The following is an 18,208-nucleotide window of genomic DNA, read 5'->3' on the forward strand; positions in this document are numbered from 1 at the left end:
ACTAGCCGTACCGGCGCTGAAGACGAACGATCGTCCCCCCTGAGCCCGCCGGTCGTTGATGTGGATCAACCTGAATGGCCTACGTCCGGCCATTGTTGATCGCCCCCTGAAGGAGGACTTGGTCATGCAAAGATTGCCCCTGGCTTTTCTGTTGGCGTTTTCGGCTTTGGCGCATCCCGCCTTTGCTCAATCCTCCACTGACCATTCGGCCCATCATCCTGATCAGAAGGAAGCGCCAGCAACGGATGCCGGCAAATCGACCAGCGGGGCGAGTTCGTCACAGACCATGATGGGCGGCGGCATGATGAAGATGATGGACGGCATGCCGATGTCCAACATGATGCCGATGATGTCCGGCATGACGCGGCCGTCCGACGATGGCATGGGCGGCATGGAGGTGCTCGATCATGTGGAGGGACGGATCGCGTTCCTGCGGGCGGAGCTCAAGATCACGGACGCCCAGATGCCGGCATGGAACGGTTTCGCCGATGCGTTTCGCGCGCGTGCGAAGACGCTCGGTGATCTCAGGATTGCGATGATGTCGCAGTCCGGCTCGGAGACGGTGCTCGACCAGCTGACCGCAAAGGAAAAATCGCTATCGGCTCGCCTCGACGCCACGCGAGCGATCAAGACCACCCTGAGCGACCTCGTCGCAACCTTTTCCGACGAGCAGCGAAAGGTGGCCGACGAACTGCTCGCGCCCAATCTCGGCATGCCGCCGATGGGGACGCGGGGCGGCCGAATGAGCTCCATGCGGATGCAGCGGGGCCATTAGGAGAGGATCCGCTGCGTGAAGCCGTCGCCCCCACTTGGCAGTCCTCGATCCGAACGGGGGATCCGCTGCGCTCGTGGGTTTCGTGCAACGACAAGATGCCGTCAATTGGGACCAGCAAGGCGAAGGCGCTGAAGGTGTCTGCGGCCAAGACGGCAAGGAGTGACCTGCCACCGAAGTTTCATCCAGCAGCATTTAGAGTCCGAGTGGGTTTTGCAGTGAGACCGAACTTTGGACCAGCCGGAATAAACGCCTGGCCAACATCCGAAATTATCGCTCATAGCAATTGACGGCTATATTGCTATAGGCGATATTAGGGTCATGAAAGCGATCGCTTACACCCTCACCGCGATGACCGCCCTCAAGCGTCACGCCAACAAAGCTAAGCTGATCCGCGCTAAGATCGAACAGTATGCGGCTAACCCGGAAACGCAGGCCCGCAACGTCAAAGCGCTAGTCGGAAGCGATCGTTTGCGGTTGCGCGTTCAGGATTTCCGCATCCTGTTTACGGAGACTGCCGACACCATCACCATTCACGACATCGGCCCGCGCGGCGGGATCTACGACTAAGGACAAACCGACATGCCCGTGATGACCAAAACCCCGCAAGGCGACGACATCGTGATCTTGTCCCGCAAGGAATACGATGAACTGCTCGCCGCAGCCAATGAAGACGCCGCTGACGCGAAAACCCTGCGCCGCTCGATCGCTCGCGTGGAGAGCGGTGAGGAAGAGACCTTTAGCAGCGCCGAGGTTGATGCATTCCTTGCGGCGAAAACGCCGCTTGCATTCTTCCGTAAGAAGCGCGGCTTGAGCCAAGATGAACTCGCCAAACGCGCGGGCATCACGCAAGGCTACCTGTCCGAGATCGAGGTCGGACGCAAAAGCGGCGACGTTCAAACGTTGCGCAAGCTGGCGGATGCGCTGAAAGTGACAATCGATAGTTTGGTGTCAGATGGGCCAAGCGAGGAAGACGCACCGCGCCGGACTGCCAAAAAACGCAAGGCAATATGAGAACACGCGAGATCCCCACTACTTAGCTATGTTCACACGGGCCGTCGGGTAGCTCTTGAGCGAGCAGGGGGGGCGCGCCGTCGGAGAGAGCGTCATGTTGAGGGTTTGTCTCGGACTTCTGTTTGGGCTGTTGTGGGCGACAAGCTGCTTGGCTCTGACGCCTCCTCCAGAGGAAGGTAGTCCTCCCATCGTTATCTGCTATTGGACGAGGGCCATTGTGGCCGGCGCGAGCAAGTGCGACCCACCATCAACCTTAGTGGGGTCAGTATTCGGAGGCTGCAATAATTTCGAGGAGCAGGTCAGGCAGTCAGTACTTAACGATCCGAGCAGAACGGATGCTCACTGGGAGCGAGAAGAGATAGCAGATATCGCTATTCGCCGTATCCATGAAAGAATGGGCGCCCGGATACAGGGGTGGATTTTGGATGCCCAAACATCCGACCAGTCCCTGTGTAAGACAGGAAATAGATCTCGATGATTGATGATCGGGAGTGTCGCTGCATCTGACCTGCAACGTCGCCAGACGCAGAGTCTCGACCGCATCATTCAAGCGTAATCAACTCATTGGGCCACATCATGAAGGCCACCCTAGAGCAAACGACGGTACGGTTGATTCCGCACGAGGAGAGTTTCGATGTGCGGATCAGTCGCTATTTCTACTTTGACGACAACGCCGGCCGGCGGTCGATCAACGGCCGGCCGGATCGCAAGGCGGCGCAATCGGCGGCGCAAGCCTTCGCTCGCGCCGCGAGCCCGCGGACGAGCCAACGATCGCCAATCGAGTTTTGCACGGCAGACGAGCGGCCGGCGAGCGCGCCCAATCAAAACAGCATCACCCTCGGCGAGGCGATCGCCGCCGGCCTGTTCGAAGACGAACCCACCGGCACCACGATCGACCAGGCGGCCGCCATCGTCGCGGCGTGGAAGCGTGAGCACGGCTTGCCGTTGCTCTCTCCCGAGGCGTGCGGCGAGCTCTGCAGCGCTTCGCGATGCCTATGAGGCCGGCCGCAAGGAGGCACCGTAGGCTGAAAGACCGCGTGAACCAGAGAAAGGAAATCCGTAGTTCGACGGGGCCTTCTTGCATCGATTCCGTTCAATTTAGCTACAGACATCGAATTGCGGGTTTCCGGTCCCGCGAGGTGATGGCATAATCATAGCCCCCGCAACTTCCAATGTCTGATATAGCCCTCGTTATTACTATATTAGTTGGGATGATCGAATGGCTCGCCCCACACAACCACCCCCACCTACTCCACGTCCTTCTCTATCGAACGATCAGCGGCGACGATGCATAAGTCGGTTGCGCGAGCGGATCGCCGATCTCGAAGCCTTCGATCCACAGGCAATAGAAATCCGTTTTGACCCCAGCGTGTTGGCACTTGAAACCGCTATCGAGGGAACACTCTCTTCGGCCTTTGGGCACGATACGATCGAATACAAGCGCTACAGCGCAGCCACGCGGCTGGATAACGGCCCAATGAGCGTGCCCATTGTCGTGGGGCGGCGCATGCTGGGTCCAGATCCAGCGGAACTGAACAAAGTGCGGCACTATCTAACCCAAGGGAAAGCGAAATCGATCGCGCTTCTCGGCGAGGCGATCCGCTTTCTTGAAGACGAAATTGCCGATCAACAAGAGCTCCCACCCTCGAATATTAAGGAGATCCGGCGGGCTCCAAAGAATGAGGTTTTTGTCGTGCACGGCCACGACGAGGCGGCGCTGCAAGCCGTTGCTCGCTTCCTCGAACGGCTCGAATTGCAGGCCATCGTCCTGCGTGAGCAGCCTGACGAGGGTCGTACAATCATCGAGAAATTCGAAGATTGCGCCAACCGGGTAGGTTTTGCAGTTGTGCTACTCACTCCGGACGATGTCGCAGGAAGCGCATCAGCCCCTGCGGCTCGCGCTCGTCAAAACGTGATCTTTGAGCTCGGCTATTTTGCCGGCAAGCTCGGCCGTGGTCGCACCTGCCTTTTGCGCAGAGGCGATGTCGAAATTCCGTCGGACCTTTTCGGGGTCATCTATTCCGATTTTGATCCGGCGGACGGTTGGAAAATGAAGCTCGTAAAGGAGCTAAAGGCGGCAGGCATGGATTTCGACGCAAACAAGGCATGGGGTTAGTTAGCCAGCAAAGCACCTCCTCACGAGAGCCATCGCGATCAGATGACGAGCCCCATCGAATCTCACCGATTTCTGGATTTGGCGGAAGACTTCTACCAAGCTTTCCGAGACCTCCCGGAAAAGGCGCCCTCGGGGCTTCCAATCTCGTGGCCGCGCTACTTCATGCTCTGCCATGCAGTCGAACTTGCGCTCAAGGCTTTTCTGCTCGCTCACGGCGTGCCGCTCAAGGACCTCGAAAGCAATCAGATATTCGGACATCAACTCGACGCCCTGCTAAAGGAGGCGGATGAGCGCGGGCTAGAGATTGGACCTCAAGAACGAGCCGAGTTGGAAAAGCTGCACGCAGCCCATACAGGCTATTGGCCACGATATCCAATGAAGGAAGCAGGCCCAGTCTTTCTCATCGAGCCGTTCGAGCCGTGCGTCGTCAAGCTGCTCGTTGCGGTCCGGGCCGCGATACGTGGCGGCTTTCCTCTACACGTCCAATATGGCTCCCCTCCGGAGCCAGAGCCGCCCGAAATCCGCCCAGGCGCCACAACACACGACGAAAGTAACGCAATAACAAAACGATAGCCTAAGACCTCCCCTACCTTCACACGGGAGAGGTCCAAGGCTCGATCCCTTGTGCGCCCACCATCTGTCCTCACCGGGATACGCTTCAGAACACTTGGGACTTGTCGGAGCTGTGTTCCGTTCTCAAGCGTGGCCAACGGTCTCTTTCTTCTCCAGACCACTGCCGGCGCGAAGCTGTCATCAGCATCGGCTTTTCGGTTGCCGCAAGCGCCATTTTCGCTCGCCGGCCGCCGTGCGACGTTGACCTATATAGGGTACCCCCCTATATTATCTCAATGTCGCATACCATCAAGCACAAGTCCAAGCTTCTCGCGCGCGTCCGGCGCATCAAGGGCCAGATCGACGCGGTGGAACGCGCGCTCGAGGCGGAGCTCGGCTGCGCCGACGTGCTGATGCTCGTCGCGTCGGTCCGGGGCGCCATCGGAGGCCTGACCACCGAGCTGCTGGAAGATCACATCCGGCACCATGTCGTGGACCCCGCCCACGAAAGCGATCCCGACAAGGCCAAGGGCGCCGCCGACCTGATCGAGGTCGTGCGGACCTATCTGAAGTGAGACTGGCATGACCGATCTGGCTCAACTGCTCCAGCAAGGCAGCGCGCATGCGTGGCTGTTCGTGCCCAGCGCGATTGCCCTGGGTGCGCTGCATGGCCTGGAGCCCGGCCATTCCAAGACCATGATGGCCGCCTTCATCGTCGCGATCCGCGGCACCGTCCTGCAGGCCGTTCTGCTCGGCCTCTCAGCGACCATCTCCCACACCGCGATCGTATGGGTGGTCGCACTCGCCGGCCTTCACTTCGGCCGGGAGCTTTCGGGCGAGCGCAGCGAAGCCTTCCTGCAACTGATCTCGGCCGTCATCATCATCGGCATCGCGGCCTGGATGGTCTGGCGCACCTGGCGCGACCAGAATGGGCACCATCACCATCATCATCACGACGAGCCGCGATCGGTCGCGCTCGCCGGCCACGCGCTGTCGGTCGAGATCTTCGAAGACGGCGTGCCGCCGCGTTGGCGGATCCGGGACGAGACCGCACTCCCGGCCGCCGACACGCTCCACGTCACGACCGTCCGCGACGACGGCCGCGAGCAGCGGTTCAGCTTCCGGACCAGCGGCGACGTCCTGGAGAGCATCGAGGAGATCCCGGAGCCGCACGCCTTCAAGGCACGCATCACGCTTGCCGGGGACTCCGTGGAGATGCTGTTCGAGGAGCACACGCACGATCACATGGACCTCGGCGACGAGGACGATGCCCATGCGCGCGCCCACGCCGACGACATTCGCAGGCGCTTCGCCGGCCGTACGGTCACGACCGCACAGATCGTCCTCTTCGGACTGAGCGGCGGCCTGATCCCTTGCCCCGCCGCCATCACGGTCCTGCTGTTGTGCATTCAACTGAAGCAGTTCAGCCTGGGCTTCGTCCTGGTGCTCTGCTTCGGCATCGGCCTGGCCATCACCATGGTGTCCGCCGGCGTGCTCGCCGCACTCAGCCTTCGGCATGTCGAACGCCACTGGTCCGGCTTCAGCCGCTTCGCGCACCGGGCGCCCTATCTCTCGGCTGCTCTGATCGTGCTGGTGGGGACCTATACGGGTTGGCTGGGCCTGCACGAACTGATGATCTGAGGCGGAGGCGCGCCGGGGGGGGCAAAGCCCGAGCAGCAGCACGTTCGCAGCGGGTCCAATTGCGCCAAGGACATGCCCTGAGCGCAGCCCTCTCTGTCAGCGCATCGCGAAGAGCTCCTGGTGGAAGCGCTCTCTGATAGGAAAGTGTTGCGCAGCGAAATCGCGCCTGAGCGCCTCGCCGAAGGCGGTCGGACCGCAGAACCAGATGCTTGCGTTTTGCCAGTCCGGCACTGCCCGGCGAACACGATCGCCCGTCAGCCGCCCGTCGCGGGCGTCGATGAGAACGTGCAGGCGGACATTGGCTGAACGCGCGTCCGCAGCGAGCTTTCCCAATGCCTCCTCGTCGACATCCGCCGTGGTGTGAAACAAGTCCACCGTCGCGACGGGGCAATCGGGGCTCCCCTTCCGCATAGCCAGCTCTTTCATGCGGGCGACAAAAGGCGTGATACCGATGCCACCACCGATCCAGATCTGGTGTGTGCAATCGTCGTCGAAGGTGAAGCAGCCATAGGGGCCTTCGACCTTCACCTCCTGCCCGACATGGAGCTTCTCCCGCAACTGGCTCGTGTGGTCCCCGAGCTCCTTGGTGATGAAGGTGATCCGGGGATCCTCACCGTTCCAGCCGGACGCAATTGTGTACGGATGTGCGCCCTCGGAGACGTCCGACGTGGCAAAGGCGAACTGGCCCGGCTTGTGCCCGGGCCAGCCATGGGACACCTCGATTTCGGTCTCCATGGCTCTGACGCCGGGATAGTATTTGAGCGACGTGATCCTGCCTTTGACCTGCCGCCCGGCGCCGACGCGTTGCAGCAGCGTAATCGCGGCCGCCCACGTCCCGCAGGCAAGCATCGCCGCCATGGTCAAGCCGAGCGGCGACATCCAGTAGCTGAACTTTGTCAGCGTGACCGCATGAAAGACCAACACCAGGTACGCCAGGGCGAGAAGCCGATGTGTCTTGTAGAACAGCCGATACGGGAAGGACTGAACGAGCGCCAAGGCAATCAGCACCACCGTGCCGTAAAAGGCCCACTCGCCGAGCCCCTCGGCCGATCCATGCAGGCTCGCAAACAGAGACTCGACGGGATTCGCGATGGGCGGCCTTGCCCCACGCTCCGGCCGCGCCAGCAGACCCCAGCCGACCGCCCATTTCGGACCGTTGGCCCAGAGCCAGTGGACGATGGCGGTCACAAGGGCCGCGATGCCGAACCATTTGTGCAGGCGGTACATCTTGTCGAGGCCGCCCAGCCATGCCTCCGGCCAGCGCGGTCGCAATGCGAGGATCATCGCCATGCTCATGCAACCGATTGCCAGGACGCCACTCAGCTGCACCATCCTTTCACGGAGTGGAAAGAAGGCGCCCGGTCCAAATGGATCTGGTTCCGCAACCAGCCACAGCAGCGAGAGAACCGCCAGGGTCCCCCAAAATGCTCGCTTGAGATTTTGCATGCGGGCTTCTCTCACGACGACATCGACGCAATCCTGGACTGATTAAGCGGCGCAGCCTTGAGCTGGCTCAAGGCTGATCGTCATGAGCTGCAAGCCAACTTCAACAGGGCTCGCAGGGTGTTCTCGTTCAGTTAGTTTGGCTGATGACCGTTGATAGCTGATCCGGAAGGCCTCGAGGCAGCGCCCGAGCTTGGCGAGAATGCCGATGCCTGATCGTGGGCTCGAGCAACCTCGGCCGGGATCTCGGCTGCGACGTCGCGCTGCAGGCAGAACTGATCGACGATCCATAGCAGCGCCATGGCCGCTTCGGGCTGGCGAGACTGCGCCGTCCGCAAGGGCGCGAGCGTCGGCACCGCCATGTCACGGCGCTCCGCCTGAGCGTCAGCGAGAGCGCGGTGCGCGAACCTCGCGATCTCCTTGGAAGAGAGAACCGGGCGCTAAACCTTTTGGCATGACATTCATTCCCATGACGCCACGAGGCCACCGCATCGCGATGCGAGCCCGAAGCCCGCAGCCGCAGGTGGAGGCTGCTGCGTAGATGCACTCGGCCAAATTGGCCTCGCTCACCCGCGCATGGGCTCCCTGCGCCCGGCACAATCGTCACAGAACGCCCTCGCCGCTGCCCGTGCCGCCGGTCAAGTCGGCTTTTGCGGGGCGGAACTCTCACGTTTTCCTGATTCCTGCGTCAGAACGCCGCGGGTCGAATTCGCCTATGGTCCGGCGCGTTTCCAACCCACGGAGGTTTTCCGCATGCGTAAACTGATCATCGCCACCGCCGCCCTCGCGTTCGTCTCGTCGGCCGCTCTTGCCCAGTCCACGGAGAAGCCGATGACGACCACCGGCCAGTCGGCGAAGAGCGGCGACGCCATGGGCGGGGGCGACACCATGAAGATGAGCAAGACGAAGAAGAAGTCGGCCAAGAAGACGTCCGGCGACGGCATGTCGAAGTAGATCCAGCGCGGGCGTGCCTCAAGGGGCACGCCCGGCGCTGCCAGTGGCTCGGACCGGTCGGTCCCGGTCCCGTCTGGAGAGCGCAATCGCGTCTGATCTCTTCTTCCCGCGCCTCATGGACGCGCCGCTGGCGGCGCCTCTCACGATGCGGGTCTCAGCGCCCGTGATCTGACGTGTCTATGCGGCCGCCAGCCCCATCTGCTGCAATCGCCCCGCGAACCAGGCCGACAGTACCGGGTCGATTCGGGCCCCGACATAGACCTCCGGCGTGATCACGTGGCGGCGGTCGAGAATCACCAGCACGCCGATCCAATAGGCAAACCACAGATGCGGGTCGGTCAGCGCCATCAGCTTGTGGCGGTCGTGCGCCAATGGCTGGTGGTTGCCGGCCTTGCGGACCTCGATCGCCAGCAGATTGTCGGGCACGGCGCGCTTGTGCACGACGATGTCGGGGTAGATCGATTTTCCCAGCTCGTCGTCGGTCGAGACGATGGTGCCGCGCGGGAGCAGCATGGCGCGGTCGCCGAGCCGGTTGTAGTCGCAATCGACGTCCCAGCCGAGGAAGTTGCGCTCCAGATGCACCGAGAGCCGGTGCGTCAAAGCGCGCTCACCGAGATCGCGGTCGAGGATGAAGCGCTCGCGCGCATAGAACTCCTGCAACGCGGAGATCAGCCGGTTCAATTCGCTGTGCATGCCGCCCAAACAAAACAAACGATGGAGACGTCACCATCAACACGCGATCGTGCTGAGTCGCCAACCACATAAATGCTGACATGACGCTGCCATCAACCGGCGGCCGATTTGCGGCCGCCGGGTTGCGGGCGGAGGAACCTACATCTGCACTTCGATCAGGCGCGGACCGTATTCGGCATTGGCCTCGGCCAGCGCGGCATTGAACTCGTCGGCCGAGGTCACGGCGCGGCCGGGGACGCCCATGCCCTTGGCCATGGCGACGAAGTCGAGCGTCGGGCGGTCGATCTTGAGCATGTCCTGGGCGCGCTGGCCGGGCTCTCCGGCGCCGACGCCGTCGAACTCGCCGCGCAGGATCTGATAGATCCTGTTGGCGAACACCACCGTGACGACGTTGAGGTTCTCGCGCGCCTGGGTCCACAGCGACTGGATCGTGTACATGGCGCTGCCGTCGCCGACGAGGCACATCACCTTGCGATCCGGGCAGGCCACCGCGGCGCCGGTCGCCACGGGGGTCGAGAAGCCGATCGAGCCGCCCATGTTCTGCAGCCAGTCATGCGGCTTGGCGGCCGCCGTCGGCGGGAAGAAGCCGCGACCCGTGGTGATGGATTCGTCGACCACGATCGCGTTCTCCGGAATCGCATAGGCGATCGCCTGCGCGATGGTGGCGTGGTTGAGCGCCCCAGTGGGCTTGATCAGCTCGGCGAGCGGCTGCGGCTTGACGTCCGCGGCCTTGGCGCCGAGATGGCCGGCGAGCGCCTCGAGCGCGGCGGCCGAGTTCTCGCCCCACGCCGTCATGCGGTGGACCTCGGTGCCCTCGGCCTTCAGCATGCTCGGCTTGTTCGGATAGGCGAAGAAGGCGACGGGGTCGTTGGCCTCGACCAGCACGATGTGCTTGTAGTTCTTCAGGATCGGCAGCGCCTGCTCGATCACGTAGGGAATGCGGTCGATCGAGAACCGCCCGGCGCCGCGCGCCATGCGCGGGTGATAGGTCTGGCCCATCACGCGGCAGCCGGTCTTGCCGGCGATCTGCTGAGCGAAGGTCAGCGCCTGCTCGGTCAGCGCGCCCGCGGTCATCAGCACCAGGGTCTCGGGACCGTGGGCATGCAGGATCTTGGCGGCCTTCTCGACCGCATCGGCCGAGTAGCTCGGGCGCTGCGTCTCCGCCGGAACCTGGGCGATGCCGTCGGCCTCGTTCCAGGCGGTGTCGGCGGGCAGGATCAGGGTCGCGATCTGCGGCGGCGCGCTCTTGGCGGCGGCGATCGCCGCGGCGCCGTCGGCGGCCACGGCCTTGGCGCTCGGCGAGGTCCGCACCCAGTCCGACATCGGCCGCGCCAGGCCCTCGATGTCCGAGGTCAGCGGCGCGTTGAAGCCGATGTGGTAGGTGGCGTGCTGGCCGACGATGTTGACGATGCCGGAGCGCGCCTTCTTGGCGTTGTGCAGATTGGCGAGGCCGTTGGCGAGCCCGGGGCCGAGATGGAGAAGCGTCGAGGCCGGCGTGCCCTTCATGCGGAAATAGCCGTCGGCGGCGCCGGTGACCACGCCCTCGAACAGGCCGAGCACGCAGCGCATGCCCTCGACACGGTCGAGCGCGGCGACGAAGTGCATCTCGGACGTGCCCGGATTGGTAAAGCAGACGTCAACGCCCCCCGCGACCAGGGTCCGCACCAGGCTTTCCGCACCGTTCATCCTATTCTCCTGCTGATTCCGCGCGCCATTTGCAATGCTGGGCAGATCAATCATTGTTCGCCCGCGGCGTCAAAGGGGCTGGCCGCATTGCTGCCATCGCCACGGTGCTCATGCGCGGGCTTGGCTAACAGGATGTTGGTCCAGGACGCGGGCGATTTTCCGTGGGATTTGGGTCACGGACCGTCGCCACATACCGGCCTCACGCCGCCGTGGGTTGCGAAGTGCAACCGTTTATGGCCTGTCTGCGAACGGAATTGATATTTGCCAGGGGATGGAAATGAAGCGCTGTTTGGCTTTGGGAATTGCTGCGGTGGCGTCGGTGGCAAGCGCCGGAATGGCGCGGGCGGAAATGTTCGACACCAGGGACATCTTCGGCGGCGGGCCGAACTTCTACCAGGGCGCCGTCAGCCCGATCCCGCGCGAGACCGTGATGTTCCAGAGCCAGTATGCGCCGGGCACCATCATCGTGAACACCAGCGAGCGCCGGCTCTATCTGGTCCTGCCCGGCGGCCAGGCGCTGCGCTACGGCATCGGCGTCGGCCGTGACGGGTTCCGCTGGAGCGGCGTGCACCGCATCACCGCCAAGAAGGAATGGCCAGCCTGGACCCCGCCGTCGCAGATGCTGCGGCGCCGGCCCGACCTGCCGCGCCACATGGCCGGCGGCATCGAGAACCCGCTCGGCGCGCGCGCGATGTATCTCGGCTCCACGCTGTACCGAATCCACGGCTCGAACGAGCCCGAGACGATCGGCCAGGCCGTATCGTCGGGCTGCTTCCGCATGACCAATGACGACGTCGCCGACCTCTATGACCGCGTTTCGGTCGGCACCACCGTGATCGTCAAGAACTGAGCGCCGCACGCGACCGCGACGATGAAGCAAGGTCCCAGCGCGCATCCTCGCCAGGAGCGGCCCCGCTCCTGGCGCTCCGTGCGGAGCGCGGTGGTGGCCGCGCTGGCTGCGCTCGTGACCATGCCGCTGCCGGCGTCCGCCGCCGAGATCCCGGCGATCGCCGCCCGCCAGCGCGTCGAGAAGAAGAGCTTCACCGACGCCGAGATCACCGACGGCTTCTTCAAGACCGCGTTCGGCGCCGAGTATCACCTGGCGGGCCGGGTCGACCGCATCCGCAAGTACAGCGCGCCGGTGCGGGTGTTCGCCGATGGCCGCCGCGCCGACCGCAAGGCGCAGCTCGCCAAGGTCGTCAGCGACATCGCCGCCCGCATCCGCAACCTCGACATCGCGATGACCGAGACCGACGGCGACGCCAATGTCCGCGTCAAGCTGGTGCGCGACCGCGACCTCTACCACACCATCAGCCAGGCCTATGGCAGCGAGCGCGCGCGCGAGATCAAGACCTCGCTGGATCCGCAATGCCTGTCCGGCTTCCGCAAGAACGAGGCGTTCGAGATCGAGCGTTCCGACGTCATCCTCACCGTCGACAACGGCGATTTCGTCTTCCTCGATTGCGCCTATGAGGAGCTGCTGCAGTCGCTCGGGCCTATCAACGACACCGCGAGCGTGCCCTGGACGATGTTCAACGACAACGTCTCGATGGGCTATTTCGACGTCTACGACCAGTACATCCTCAACATGCTGTACGACCCGCGCGTCAAGGCCGGCATGACGCTCGCCGAGGTCAAGGCCGTGCTGCCGGACGTGCTGACGGATGTGCGGGCCTGGGTGAGGAAGACCAACAATCTGGCGGAGTGAGAGGGGTTGAGTTCGCGGGGGGTCTTGGCCCTTAGTTGAGGTTCCTATCGCGCGTCAAACTCTGGTGTCGTCCCGGCGAACGCCGGGACCCATACGCCGCGGCCCTGCGATGAAGCACGCTGGGCGAGACCTTCTTCCAACAATCAAACTCGGTGGTTATGGATCCCGGCGTTCGCCGGGACGACACCGGTTTTGCCGAAACGGACCCGGCAACTCAGTAGCGGCGGCGGCAACTCCGCTACTTGCAAATCCCCTTCAACGCCTTCCACTCCTCCGCGCTCAGCAGCGGCGGGCCGCTCGGCGGCCGGTCTTCGGCGCGCATGCGGGCGAGACGGTCCTCGCTGAGCGGATGGCTGGCCCACAGCGACGGGCGCTTGCCGTCCTCCTTGCCGGTGATGCGGAACAGCAATTCGCCCATCGGGCGCGTCGGCCGTCCGAGCTTGTGCATCACCTCGATCGCGAAGCCGTCCGCGGCCGCCTCCGCCTCGCGCGAATAGGACGCGTTGATCATGGCCCGCGAGGCGAAGACCGCCGCGCCCGCACCGGTGACGTCGCCGAACAGCAGGCCGATCAGGAACGAGCTGCCGCCATTGTGGATCAGCTGCCGCAGATTATCGCGATGCTTGAGGTGGCCGAGCTCATGCGCCAGCACGCCGGCGACCTCATCGGGGTCATTGGCCTTGTCGAGCAGCCCCCTGAACAGGAAGAACCGCCCGCCCGGCAGCGCGAAGGCGTTGGGGATCGGCGTGTCCAGCACCTGCGACGCGATGCCGTCGTCGAGGCCGGCGGGGCGGCGCAGCGCCGTCACCAGCTTGGCGAAGGCGGCCTGCCCGGCCGCCTCGGTGCAGAGCTTGTCGCCGAACACGGTCTGGATCTGCACCACGGCGGCCTCGCCGAGATGCCGCTCCATGGTCGGCGGCACCAGCGGCGTCAGGCGGTCGGAGGCGAACGGAATCACCACCAGCACGACGGCGACGATGGAGGCCGCGGCCGCCAGCGACCAGCCGACGATGCGCGCGATGGCGCCGCGGGTCATCCTGTTCTGGTCGATGTGGCCGCAACGCGCGATCAGTTCGGCCGACAGCGCCGCGTCGCGGATCTCCAGCCGCGCCAGCGGCGACGCCGACAGGCAGCTTACGCGCAGCGTGCCGCTCGGCGCATCGACACGGCGGATGTCCTCATAGGGCCAGGAGACGAAATTGTCGGCGCTGCGCATCACCAGCTGATTGGCGAGGCCGATCGTGACCGTCTGCCGCCGGTTGGATAGTCCGTCGAAATAGACCGCGGGGCCGCCGAGCGGAGCGGCCGGCTCGACCGGCGTGGCGTCGGCCGGCGCAACGGCGCCCGCCGGCGCGGGATCAGAATCCGGCGACGTCGAGTCCATCGGCAAACCCTTCGCCGAGCGCGCTGGCCAGATCGCCCTTGGCGGCGACATTGGCCATGGCCTCGATGCCATGCACGTGAACCGACTGCAGCACCTTCGCCCACATGTCGCGCACCAGATAGAGCCGCATCACGACGTTGAGCGCCAGGATCCAGGCGATGTAGCCCAATCCGACCAGCACCAGCATCGGCACATTGTCGGACAGCGCCTGCACCTGAGGCAGGCCGTCGCTTCCCGGCCCCAGCAGCTTGATCATCAGCGCGGCGACGCCGCTGAAATAGGCGCCGGAGGCGATCGACAGCAGGAACCACCAGCCGATCACCTTCCAGTAGAGACCGTAGAAGGCATTGTTTGGCAGGTCCGATTCCAGCCGCACGCCGCCGAAGCGAATGCCCGACAGCCACCAGCGCCACTCGATCGCTTTGAACTGCGCATAGACGAATGGAAACAGCGGAAACAGCAGCAGTGCAAACGGCGCGACCAGCCACAGATACCAGGCGCGCTTAAAGAACTCCCAGCCGCGCCCCTCGAAGTCGCCGCTGAGATCACCGTAATGCGAATGCCGCATCTTGTAGCGCTCGAGCGCGGCGGCGCGCCACGGCCAGGCCAGCCCCAGCGTGACCACCGCCAACAAGGTCCACAGCATGGCGCGGCCGGCATAGGCCCAGCCCGAACCCGTCATCCAGAACCGGATGCCGCGCCAGACCGTGCGCGTCAGCCGGTAGCGGCGCGCGCGGAAGATGGCGAACTGGCCGAACGCGTAGAAGGCGATCACCAGCGGCACGCTGGCGAAGCCCTGGTAGCGCTCGGCCTCGACGCCGATGAGGAAATAGGCGAGATAGATCGGGACGAGGATCGCCATCGCGAACAGGAAGCCGATCAGGAGCTCCTTGCCGCGCCCGGTATATTCGGCGGCATCACCGTCGACAGCCGTGTTGACCCAGAGATGCCGGCGGATGTCGGTCGCGAGCCAGAAGCGGTAGAAGCCCAGTGTGATCAGTTCGATGGCCGCCCCGCGGCTGACCAGCCGGAAGAACTCGCCACGCGCCCCCGAGAAGGTAGCGGTGAGAGGCGGAAGCGGCGGCGGCTGCTCCGGAACGTAACTCATCTGGTTCACGGCTCAGGCCTCCGACACACGCAAAAAGATCTACAATATGCCTCAATGGTTCGTCGCCGGGACGACTCCGAGGTTCGACGCATTTTCTACTTAAGTCGGCCGGAAAAAAACACCGGCCTGGGTGGGGATGATTAAAATATCTGCAACTGGCCGGTTGGCGAACGCATGTCCCGCATACGCCAACCGTTAGGTCGGCGCCTCAGGACGTCTTCTCGAACAATTCCCGCCCGATCAGCATGCGGCGGATCTCGCTGGTGCCGGCGCCGATCTCGTACAGCTTGGCATCGCGCAGCAGCCGCCCGGTCGCATAGTCGTTGATGTAGCCGTTGCCGCCGAGCAGTTGGATCGCATCGAGCGCACATTGCGTCGCCTTTTCGGCGGCGAACAGAATGGCGCCCGCCGCGTCCTCGCGCGTGGTCTCGCCCCGATCGCAGGCCTTGGCCACTGCATAGACATAGGCGCGCGCGGCGTTCATCGTCGTATACATGTCGGCCACCTTGCCCTGGACGAGCTGGAAAGTGCCGATCGGCTGGCCGAACTGCTTGCGCTCGTGCACATAGGGCAGCACCGCGTCCATGCAGGCCTGCATGATGCCGAGCGGACCCGCCGCGAGCACTGCGCGCTCGTAGTCGAGGCCCGACATCAGCACGTTGACGCCGCGGCCGACCTGCCCCAGCACGTTCTCCTCCGGCACCTCGCAATCCTCGAACACCAGCTCGCAGGTGTCGGAGCCGCGCATGCCGAGCTTGTCGAGCTTCTGCGCGGTCGAGAAGCCCTTCATGCCCTTCTCGATGATGAACGCGGTGATGCCGCGCGGGCCGCCTTGCGGATCGGTCTTGGCATAGACCACGAGCGTCTCCGCGACCGGACCGTTGGTGATCCACATCTTGTTGCCGTTGAGGACGAAGCGATCGCCTTTCTTTTCGGCGCGCGTCTTCATCGACACCACGTCGGAGCCGGCCTGCGGCTCGGACATCGCCAGCGAGCCGACATGCTCGCCCGAGATCAGCTTGGGCAGATATTTGCGCTTCTGCGCCTCGTTGCCGTTGCGGCGGATCTGGTTGACGCAGAGATTGGAGTGGGCGCCGTAGGACAGGCCGACCGAGGCCGAGGCACGCGAGATCTCCTCCATGGCGATGCAGTGCTCGAGATAGCCGAGGCCGGCGCCGCCATACTCCTCCTCGACCGTGATGCCGTGCAGGCCGAGCTCGCCGATCCGCGGCCAGAGGTCGCGTGGAAACTGGTTGGAGCGGTCGATCTCGGCGGCGCGCGGCGCGATCTGCTCCTGCGAAAAGCTCGCCACCGTCTCGCGGATCGCGTCCGCGGTCTCGCCGAGATCGAAATTGAACATGCGCTGCGCGTTGGCGATCATGGGGCGGCCTCCTGCTAGTCTTCTGCTTTGCAACAATGGCTCAAAGCCATATTCCGTGGCGTGGCGCTTGTCACGCCCGACGTCCGGCCGAACACCAGCCTTGCGACGCAAGACTTGACGGGGCAGCCCCCGTCAAACTCGGCGCTTGCCCCGCGCTCCCGGGCAGGATGTAATCGCGCCAAGCATCGCCGGACAGCGCGAATCCGGCCATCAGGGAGACGTCCATGCACGGGACCAGCACGACGGCCGAGGCACATCGTCACGCCGCGAAGGGCGAGCGCGTCATCGACGCTGCCGCCGGCCGCGCCGCATCGCTGCCGCTCGCCGAATTCGACCCCGGTCATCCGGAGTTATTCCGCACCGACACGCACTGGCCGTATTTCGACCGGCTGCGCCGTGAGGATCCGGTGCACTACTGCAAGGAATCGATGTTCGGCCCCTACTGGTCGATCACCCGCTACGACGACATCATGGAGATCGAGACCAATCACGCGGTGTTCTCCTCGGCGTCCGCGCTCGGCGGCATCACCATTCGCGACGTCGATCCGGATCTCCGCCGCGAGAGCTTCATCGCGATGGACCCGCCGCGCCACGCCGCGCAGCGCAAGACCGTGGCGCCGATGTTCACGCCGACGCATCTCGACGAGCTCGCGATCAACATCCGAAAGCGCTCCGCCGAATGTTTGGACAATTTGCCTGTCGGCGAGGTGTTCGACTGGGTCGATCGCGTCTCGATCGAGCTGACCACGCAGATGCTGGCGGTGCTGTTCGACTTCCCCTGGGAAGACCGCCGCAAGCTGACGCGCTGGTCGGATATCGCCACCACGATTCCCGGCCCCGACGGGCTGGTGGCGACCGAGGACGAGCGGCAGGCGGAGCTGATGGACTGCGCGCGCTATTTCGGTCGGCTCTGGCAGGAGCGCGCCAGCCAGCCGCCGAAGAGCGACCTGCTGTCGATGATGGCCCACAGCGAGGCGACGCGGAACATGGACCCGAAGAACTTCCTCGGCAACCTCGTGCTGCTGATCGTCGGCGGCAACGACACCACGCGCAACACCATGTCCGGCAGCATCTATGCGCTCAGTCAGAACCCTGATCAGTACCGCAAGCTCAAGGACAACCCTGCACTGATCGACAGCTTCGTGCCCGAGGTCATCCGCTGGCAGACCCCGCTCGCCCACATGCGCCGCACCGCGCTGGAGGACATCGAGTTCCGCGGCAAGCAGATCAGGAAGGGCGACAAGGTGGTGATGTGGTACGTCTCGGGCAACCGCGACGAGGCCGCCATCGAGCGCCCCTACGACTTCATCATCGACCGCGCCCGTCCGCGACAGCATCTGTCGTTCGGCTTCGGCATCCACCGCTGCGTCGGCCTGCGACTGGCCGAGCTGCAACTCAAGATCATCTGGGAGGAGATCCTGAAACGCTTCGATCATATCGACGTGATGGACGAGCCCAAGCGCGTCTATTCCAGCTTCGTGAAGGGATATGAGACATTGCCGGTCACGATTGCGGCTTAAGTTGTGTTTGAGGGCGAATCCAATTGGCGCCGGCTCGAACGGTCCAGTAGCTGTGCGATACAGTGCCCTCTCCCCTTGTGGGAGAGGGCATCTCCGGCCCATCCGCGCACTCGGTTGGGTGAGGGGTATCTCTCAGCAAACCACCCTCGTGGAGGCATACCCCCATTGGCGCTAACTTACCATTTTGCTGCCGGAAATGGATGATTCCTCGGTCGAGTGACTGACGAATCGCTTTC

General features: G+C 64.0%; 19 protein-coding genes. 12 read left to right on the forward strand and 7 right to left on the reverse strand.

The genetic code is table 11. The annotated features are described in order from the left end of the window. The first annotated feature begins 58 nt into the window (after positions 1–58). The 8 genes from QX128_RS13250 to QX128_RS13285 all read left to right on the forward strand — a co-directional run bounded on the left by QX128_RS13250 (position 59) and on the right by QX128_RS13285 (position 6,095). Positions 59–775 carry a Spy/CpxP family protein refolding chaperone gene (locus QX128_RS13250; RefSeq protein ID WP_316237646.1) on the forward strand — a complete coding sequence of 239 codons (717 nt, stop codon included), beginning with the start codon at positions 59–61 and terminating at the stop codon, positions 773–775. Between the two features lie 318 nt (positions 776–1,093). Further along, positions 1,094–1,342 carry a type II toxin-antitoxin system RelE family toxin gene (locus tag QX128_RS13255; RefSeq protein ID WP_316237647.1) on the forward strand — a complete coding sequence of 83 codons (249 nt, stop codon included), beginning with the start codon at positions 1,094–1,096 and terminating at the stop codon, positions 1,340–1,342. A 12-nt stretch (positions 1,343–1,354) separates the two neighbouring features. Next, positions 1,355–1,786: a helix-turn-helix transcriptional regulator gene (locus QX128_RS13260; RefSeq protein WP_316237648.1), complete on the forward strand. Its 432-nt coding sequence runs from the start codon at positions 1,355–1,357 to the stop codon at positions 1,784–1,786. Positions 1,787–2,362: 576 nt separating this feature from the next. Then, positions 2,363–2,785, forward strand: a complete 423-nt coding sequence (locus QX128_RS13265) for a hypothetical protein (RefSeq protein WP_316237649.1) — start codon at positions 2,363–2,365, stop codon at positions 2,783–2,785. A 301-nt stretch (positions 2,786–3,086) separates the two neighbouring features. Next, on the forward strand, positions 3,087–3,902 hold the full coding sequence (locus QX128_RS13270; protein WP_316237650.1) for a TIR domain-containing protein: 816 nt from the start codon (positions 3,087–3,089) through the stop codon (positions 3,900–3,902). Positions 3,903–3,944: 42 nt separating this feature from the next. Continuing rightward, positions 3,945–4,475 carry a hypothetical protein gene (locus QX128_RS13275; protein WP_316237651.1) on the forward strand — a complete coding sequence of 177 codons (531 nt, stop codon included), beginning with the start codon at positions 3,945–3,947 and terminating at the stop codon, positions 4,473–4,475. 275 nt (positions 4,476–4,750) lie between these two features. Beyond that, positions 4,751–5,029: a metal/formaldehyde-sensitive transcriptional repressor gene (locus QX128_RS13280; protein ID WP_315714001.1), complete on the forward strand. Its 279-nt coding sequence runs from the start codon at positions 4,751–4,753 to the stop codon at positions 5,027–5,029. 7 nt (positions 5,030–5,036) lie between these two features. Then, positions 5,037–6,095: a nickel/cobalt efflux transporter gene (locus tag QX128_RS13285; RefSeq protein WP_316237652.1), complete on the forward strand. Its 1,059-nt coding sequence runs from the start codon at positions 5,037–5,039 to the stop codon at positions 6,093–6,095. A 96-nt stretch (positions 6,096–6,191) separates the two neighbouring features. Here the strand turns inward: QX128_RS13285 and QX128_RS13290 are convergent, their stop codons facing one another. Both QX128_RS13290 and QX128_RS13295 read right to left on the reverse strand, forming a co-directional pair. After that, positions 6,192–7,541 (reverse strand): ferric reductase-like transmembrane domain-containing protein, encoded by a 1,350-nt coding sequence (locus QX128_RS13290; RefSeq protein WP_316237653.1) that lies wholly within the window; start codon positions 7,539–7,541, stop codon positions 6,192–6,194. A gap of 131 nt (positions 7,542–7,672) precedes the next feature. Then, positions 7,673–7,900: a hypothetical protein gene (locus QX128_RS13295; RefSeq protein ID WP_315803202.1), complete on the reverse strand. Its 228-nt coding sequence runs from the start codon at positions 7,898–7,900 to the stop codon at positions 7,673–7,675. Between the two features lie 391 nt (positions 7,901–8,291). On the opposite strand from QX128_RS13295, the gene QX128_RS13300 reads away from it, so the two are divergent. After that, positions 8,292–8,492 (forward strand): hypothetical protein, encoded by a 201-nt coding sequence (locus QX128_RS13300; RefSeq protein WP_315803201.1) that lies wholly within the window; start codon positions 8,292–8,294, stop codon positions 8,490–8,492. Positions 8,493–8,669: 177 nt separating this feature from the next. On the opposite strand, the gene QX128_RS13305 is transcribed toward QX128_RS13300, so the two are convergent. Further along, the gene (locus tag QX128_RS13305) at positions 8,670–9,185 is read right to left on the reverse strand and encodes a hypothetical protein (RefSeq protein WP_316177447.1); all 516 of its coding nucleotides are present in this window, start codon (positions 9,183–9,185) and stop codon (positions 8,670–8,672) included. Positions 9,186–9,323: 138 nt separating this feature from the next. Then, positions 9,324–10,871 carry an acetolactate synthase large subunit gene (locus QX128_RS13310; protein WP_316177445.1) on the reverse strand — a complete coding sequence of 516 codons (1,548 nt, stop codon included), beginning with the start codon at positions 10,869–10,871 and terminating at the stop codon, positions 9,324–9,326. Positions 10,872–11,148: 277 nt separating this feature from the next. On the opposite strand from QX128_RS13310, the gene QX128_RS13315 reads away from it, so the two are divergent. Continuing rightward, complete coding sequence (locus QX128_RS13315; RefSeq protein ID WP_315803198.1) at positions 11,149–11,721, forward strand: L,D-transpeptidase; 573 nt, start codon at positions 11,149–11,151, stop codon at positions 11,719–11,721. 120 nt (positions 11,722–11,841) lie between these two features. Next, a complete protein-coding gene (locus tag QX128_RS13320) occupies positions 11,842–12,579 on the forward strand; it encodes a DUF2927 domain-containing protein (protein WP_316177662.1) in 738 nt (245 codons plus the stop codon). Positions 12,580–12,817: 238 nt separating this feature from the next. Here the strand turns inward: QX128_RS13320 and QX128_RS13325 are convergent, their stop codons facing one another. The 3 genes from QX128_RS13325 to QX128_RS13335 form a co-directional block, all read right to left on the reverse strand. Further along, positions 12,818–13,963, reverse strand: coding sequence for a M48 family metallopeptidase (locus QX128_RS13325; RefSeq protein ID WP_316237654.1), 1,146 nt, complete (start codon positions 13,961–13,963; stop codon positions 12,818–12,820). Next, positions 13,938–15,071, reverse strand: coding sequence for a DUF898 family protein (locus tag QX128_RS13330; protein WP_316177660.1), 1,134 nt, complete (start codon positions 15,069–15,071; stop codon positions 13,938–13,940). Before QX128_RS13330 ends, QX128_RS13325 begins: the two co-directional genes overlap by 26 nt. 208 nt (positions 15,072–15,279) lie before the next feature. Continuing rightward, positions 15,280–16,452, reverse strand: coding sequence for an isovaleryl-CoA dehydrogenase (locus QX128_RS13335; RefSeq protein WP_315803196.1), 1,173 nt, complete (start codon positions 16,450–16,452; stop codon positions 15,280–15,282). Positions 16,453–16,676: 224 nt separating this feature from the next. Here QX128_RS13335 and QX128_RS13340 point away from each other — a divergent pair, with 224 nt between their 5' ends. Continuing rightward, positions 16,677–17,972, forward strand: coding sequence for a cytochrome P450 (locus QX128_RS13340; RefSeq protein WP_316216574.1), 1,296 nt, complete (start codon positions 16,677–16,679; stop codon positions 17,970–17,972). Positions 17,973–18,208 lie beyond the last annotated feature (236 nt).

Source organism: Bradyrhizobium sp. SZCCHNR1015, from assembly GCF_032489875.1.
GTDB lineage: Bacteria > Pseudomonadota > Alphaproteobacteria > Rhizobiales > Xanthobacteraceae > Bradyrhizobium.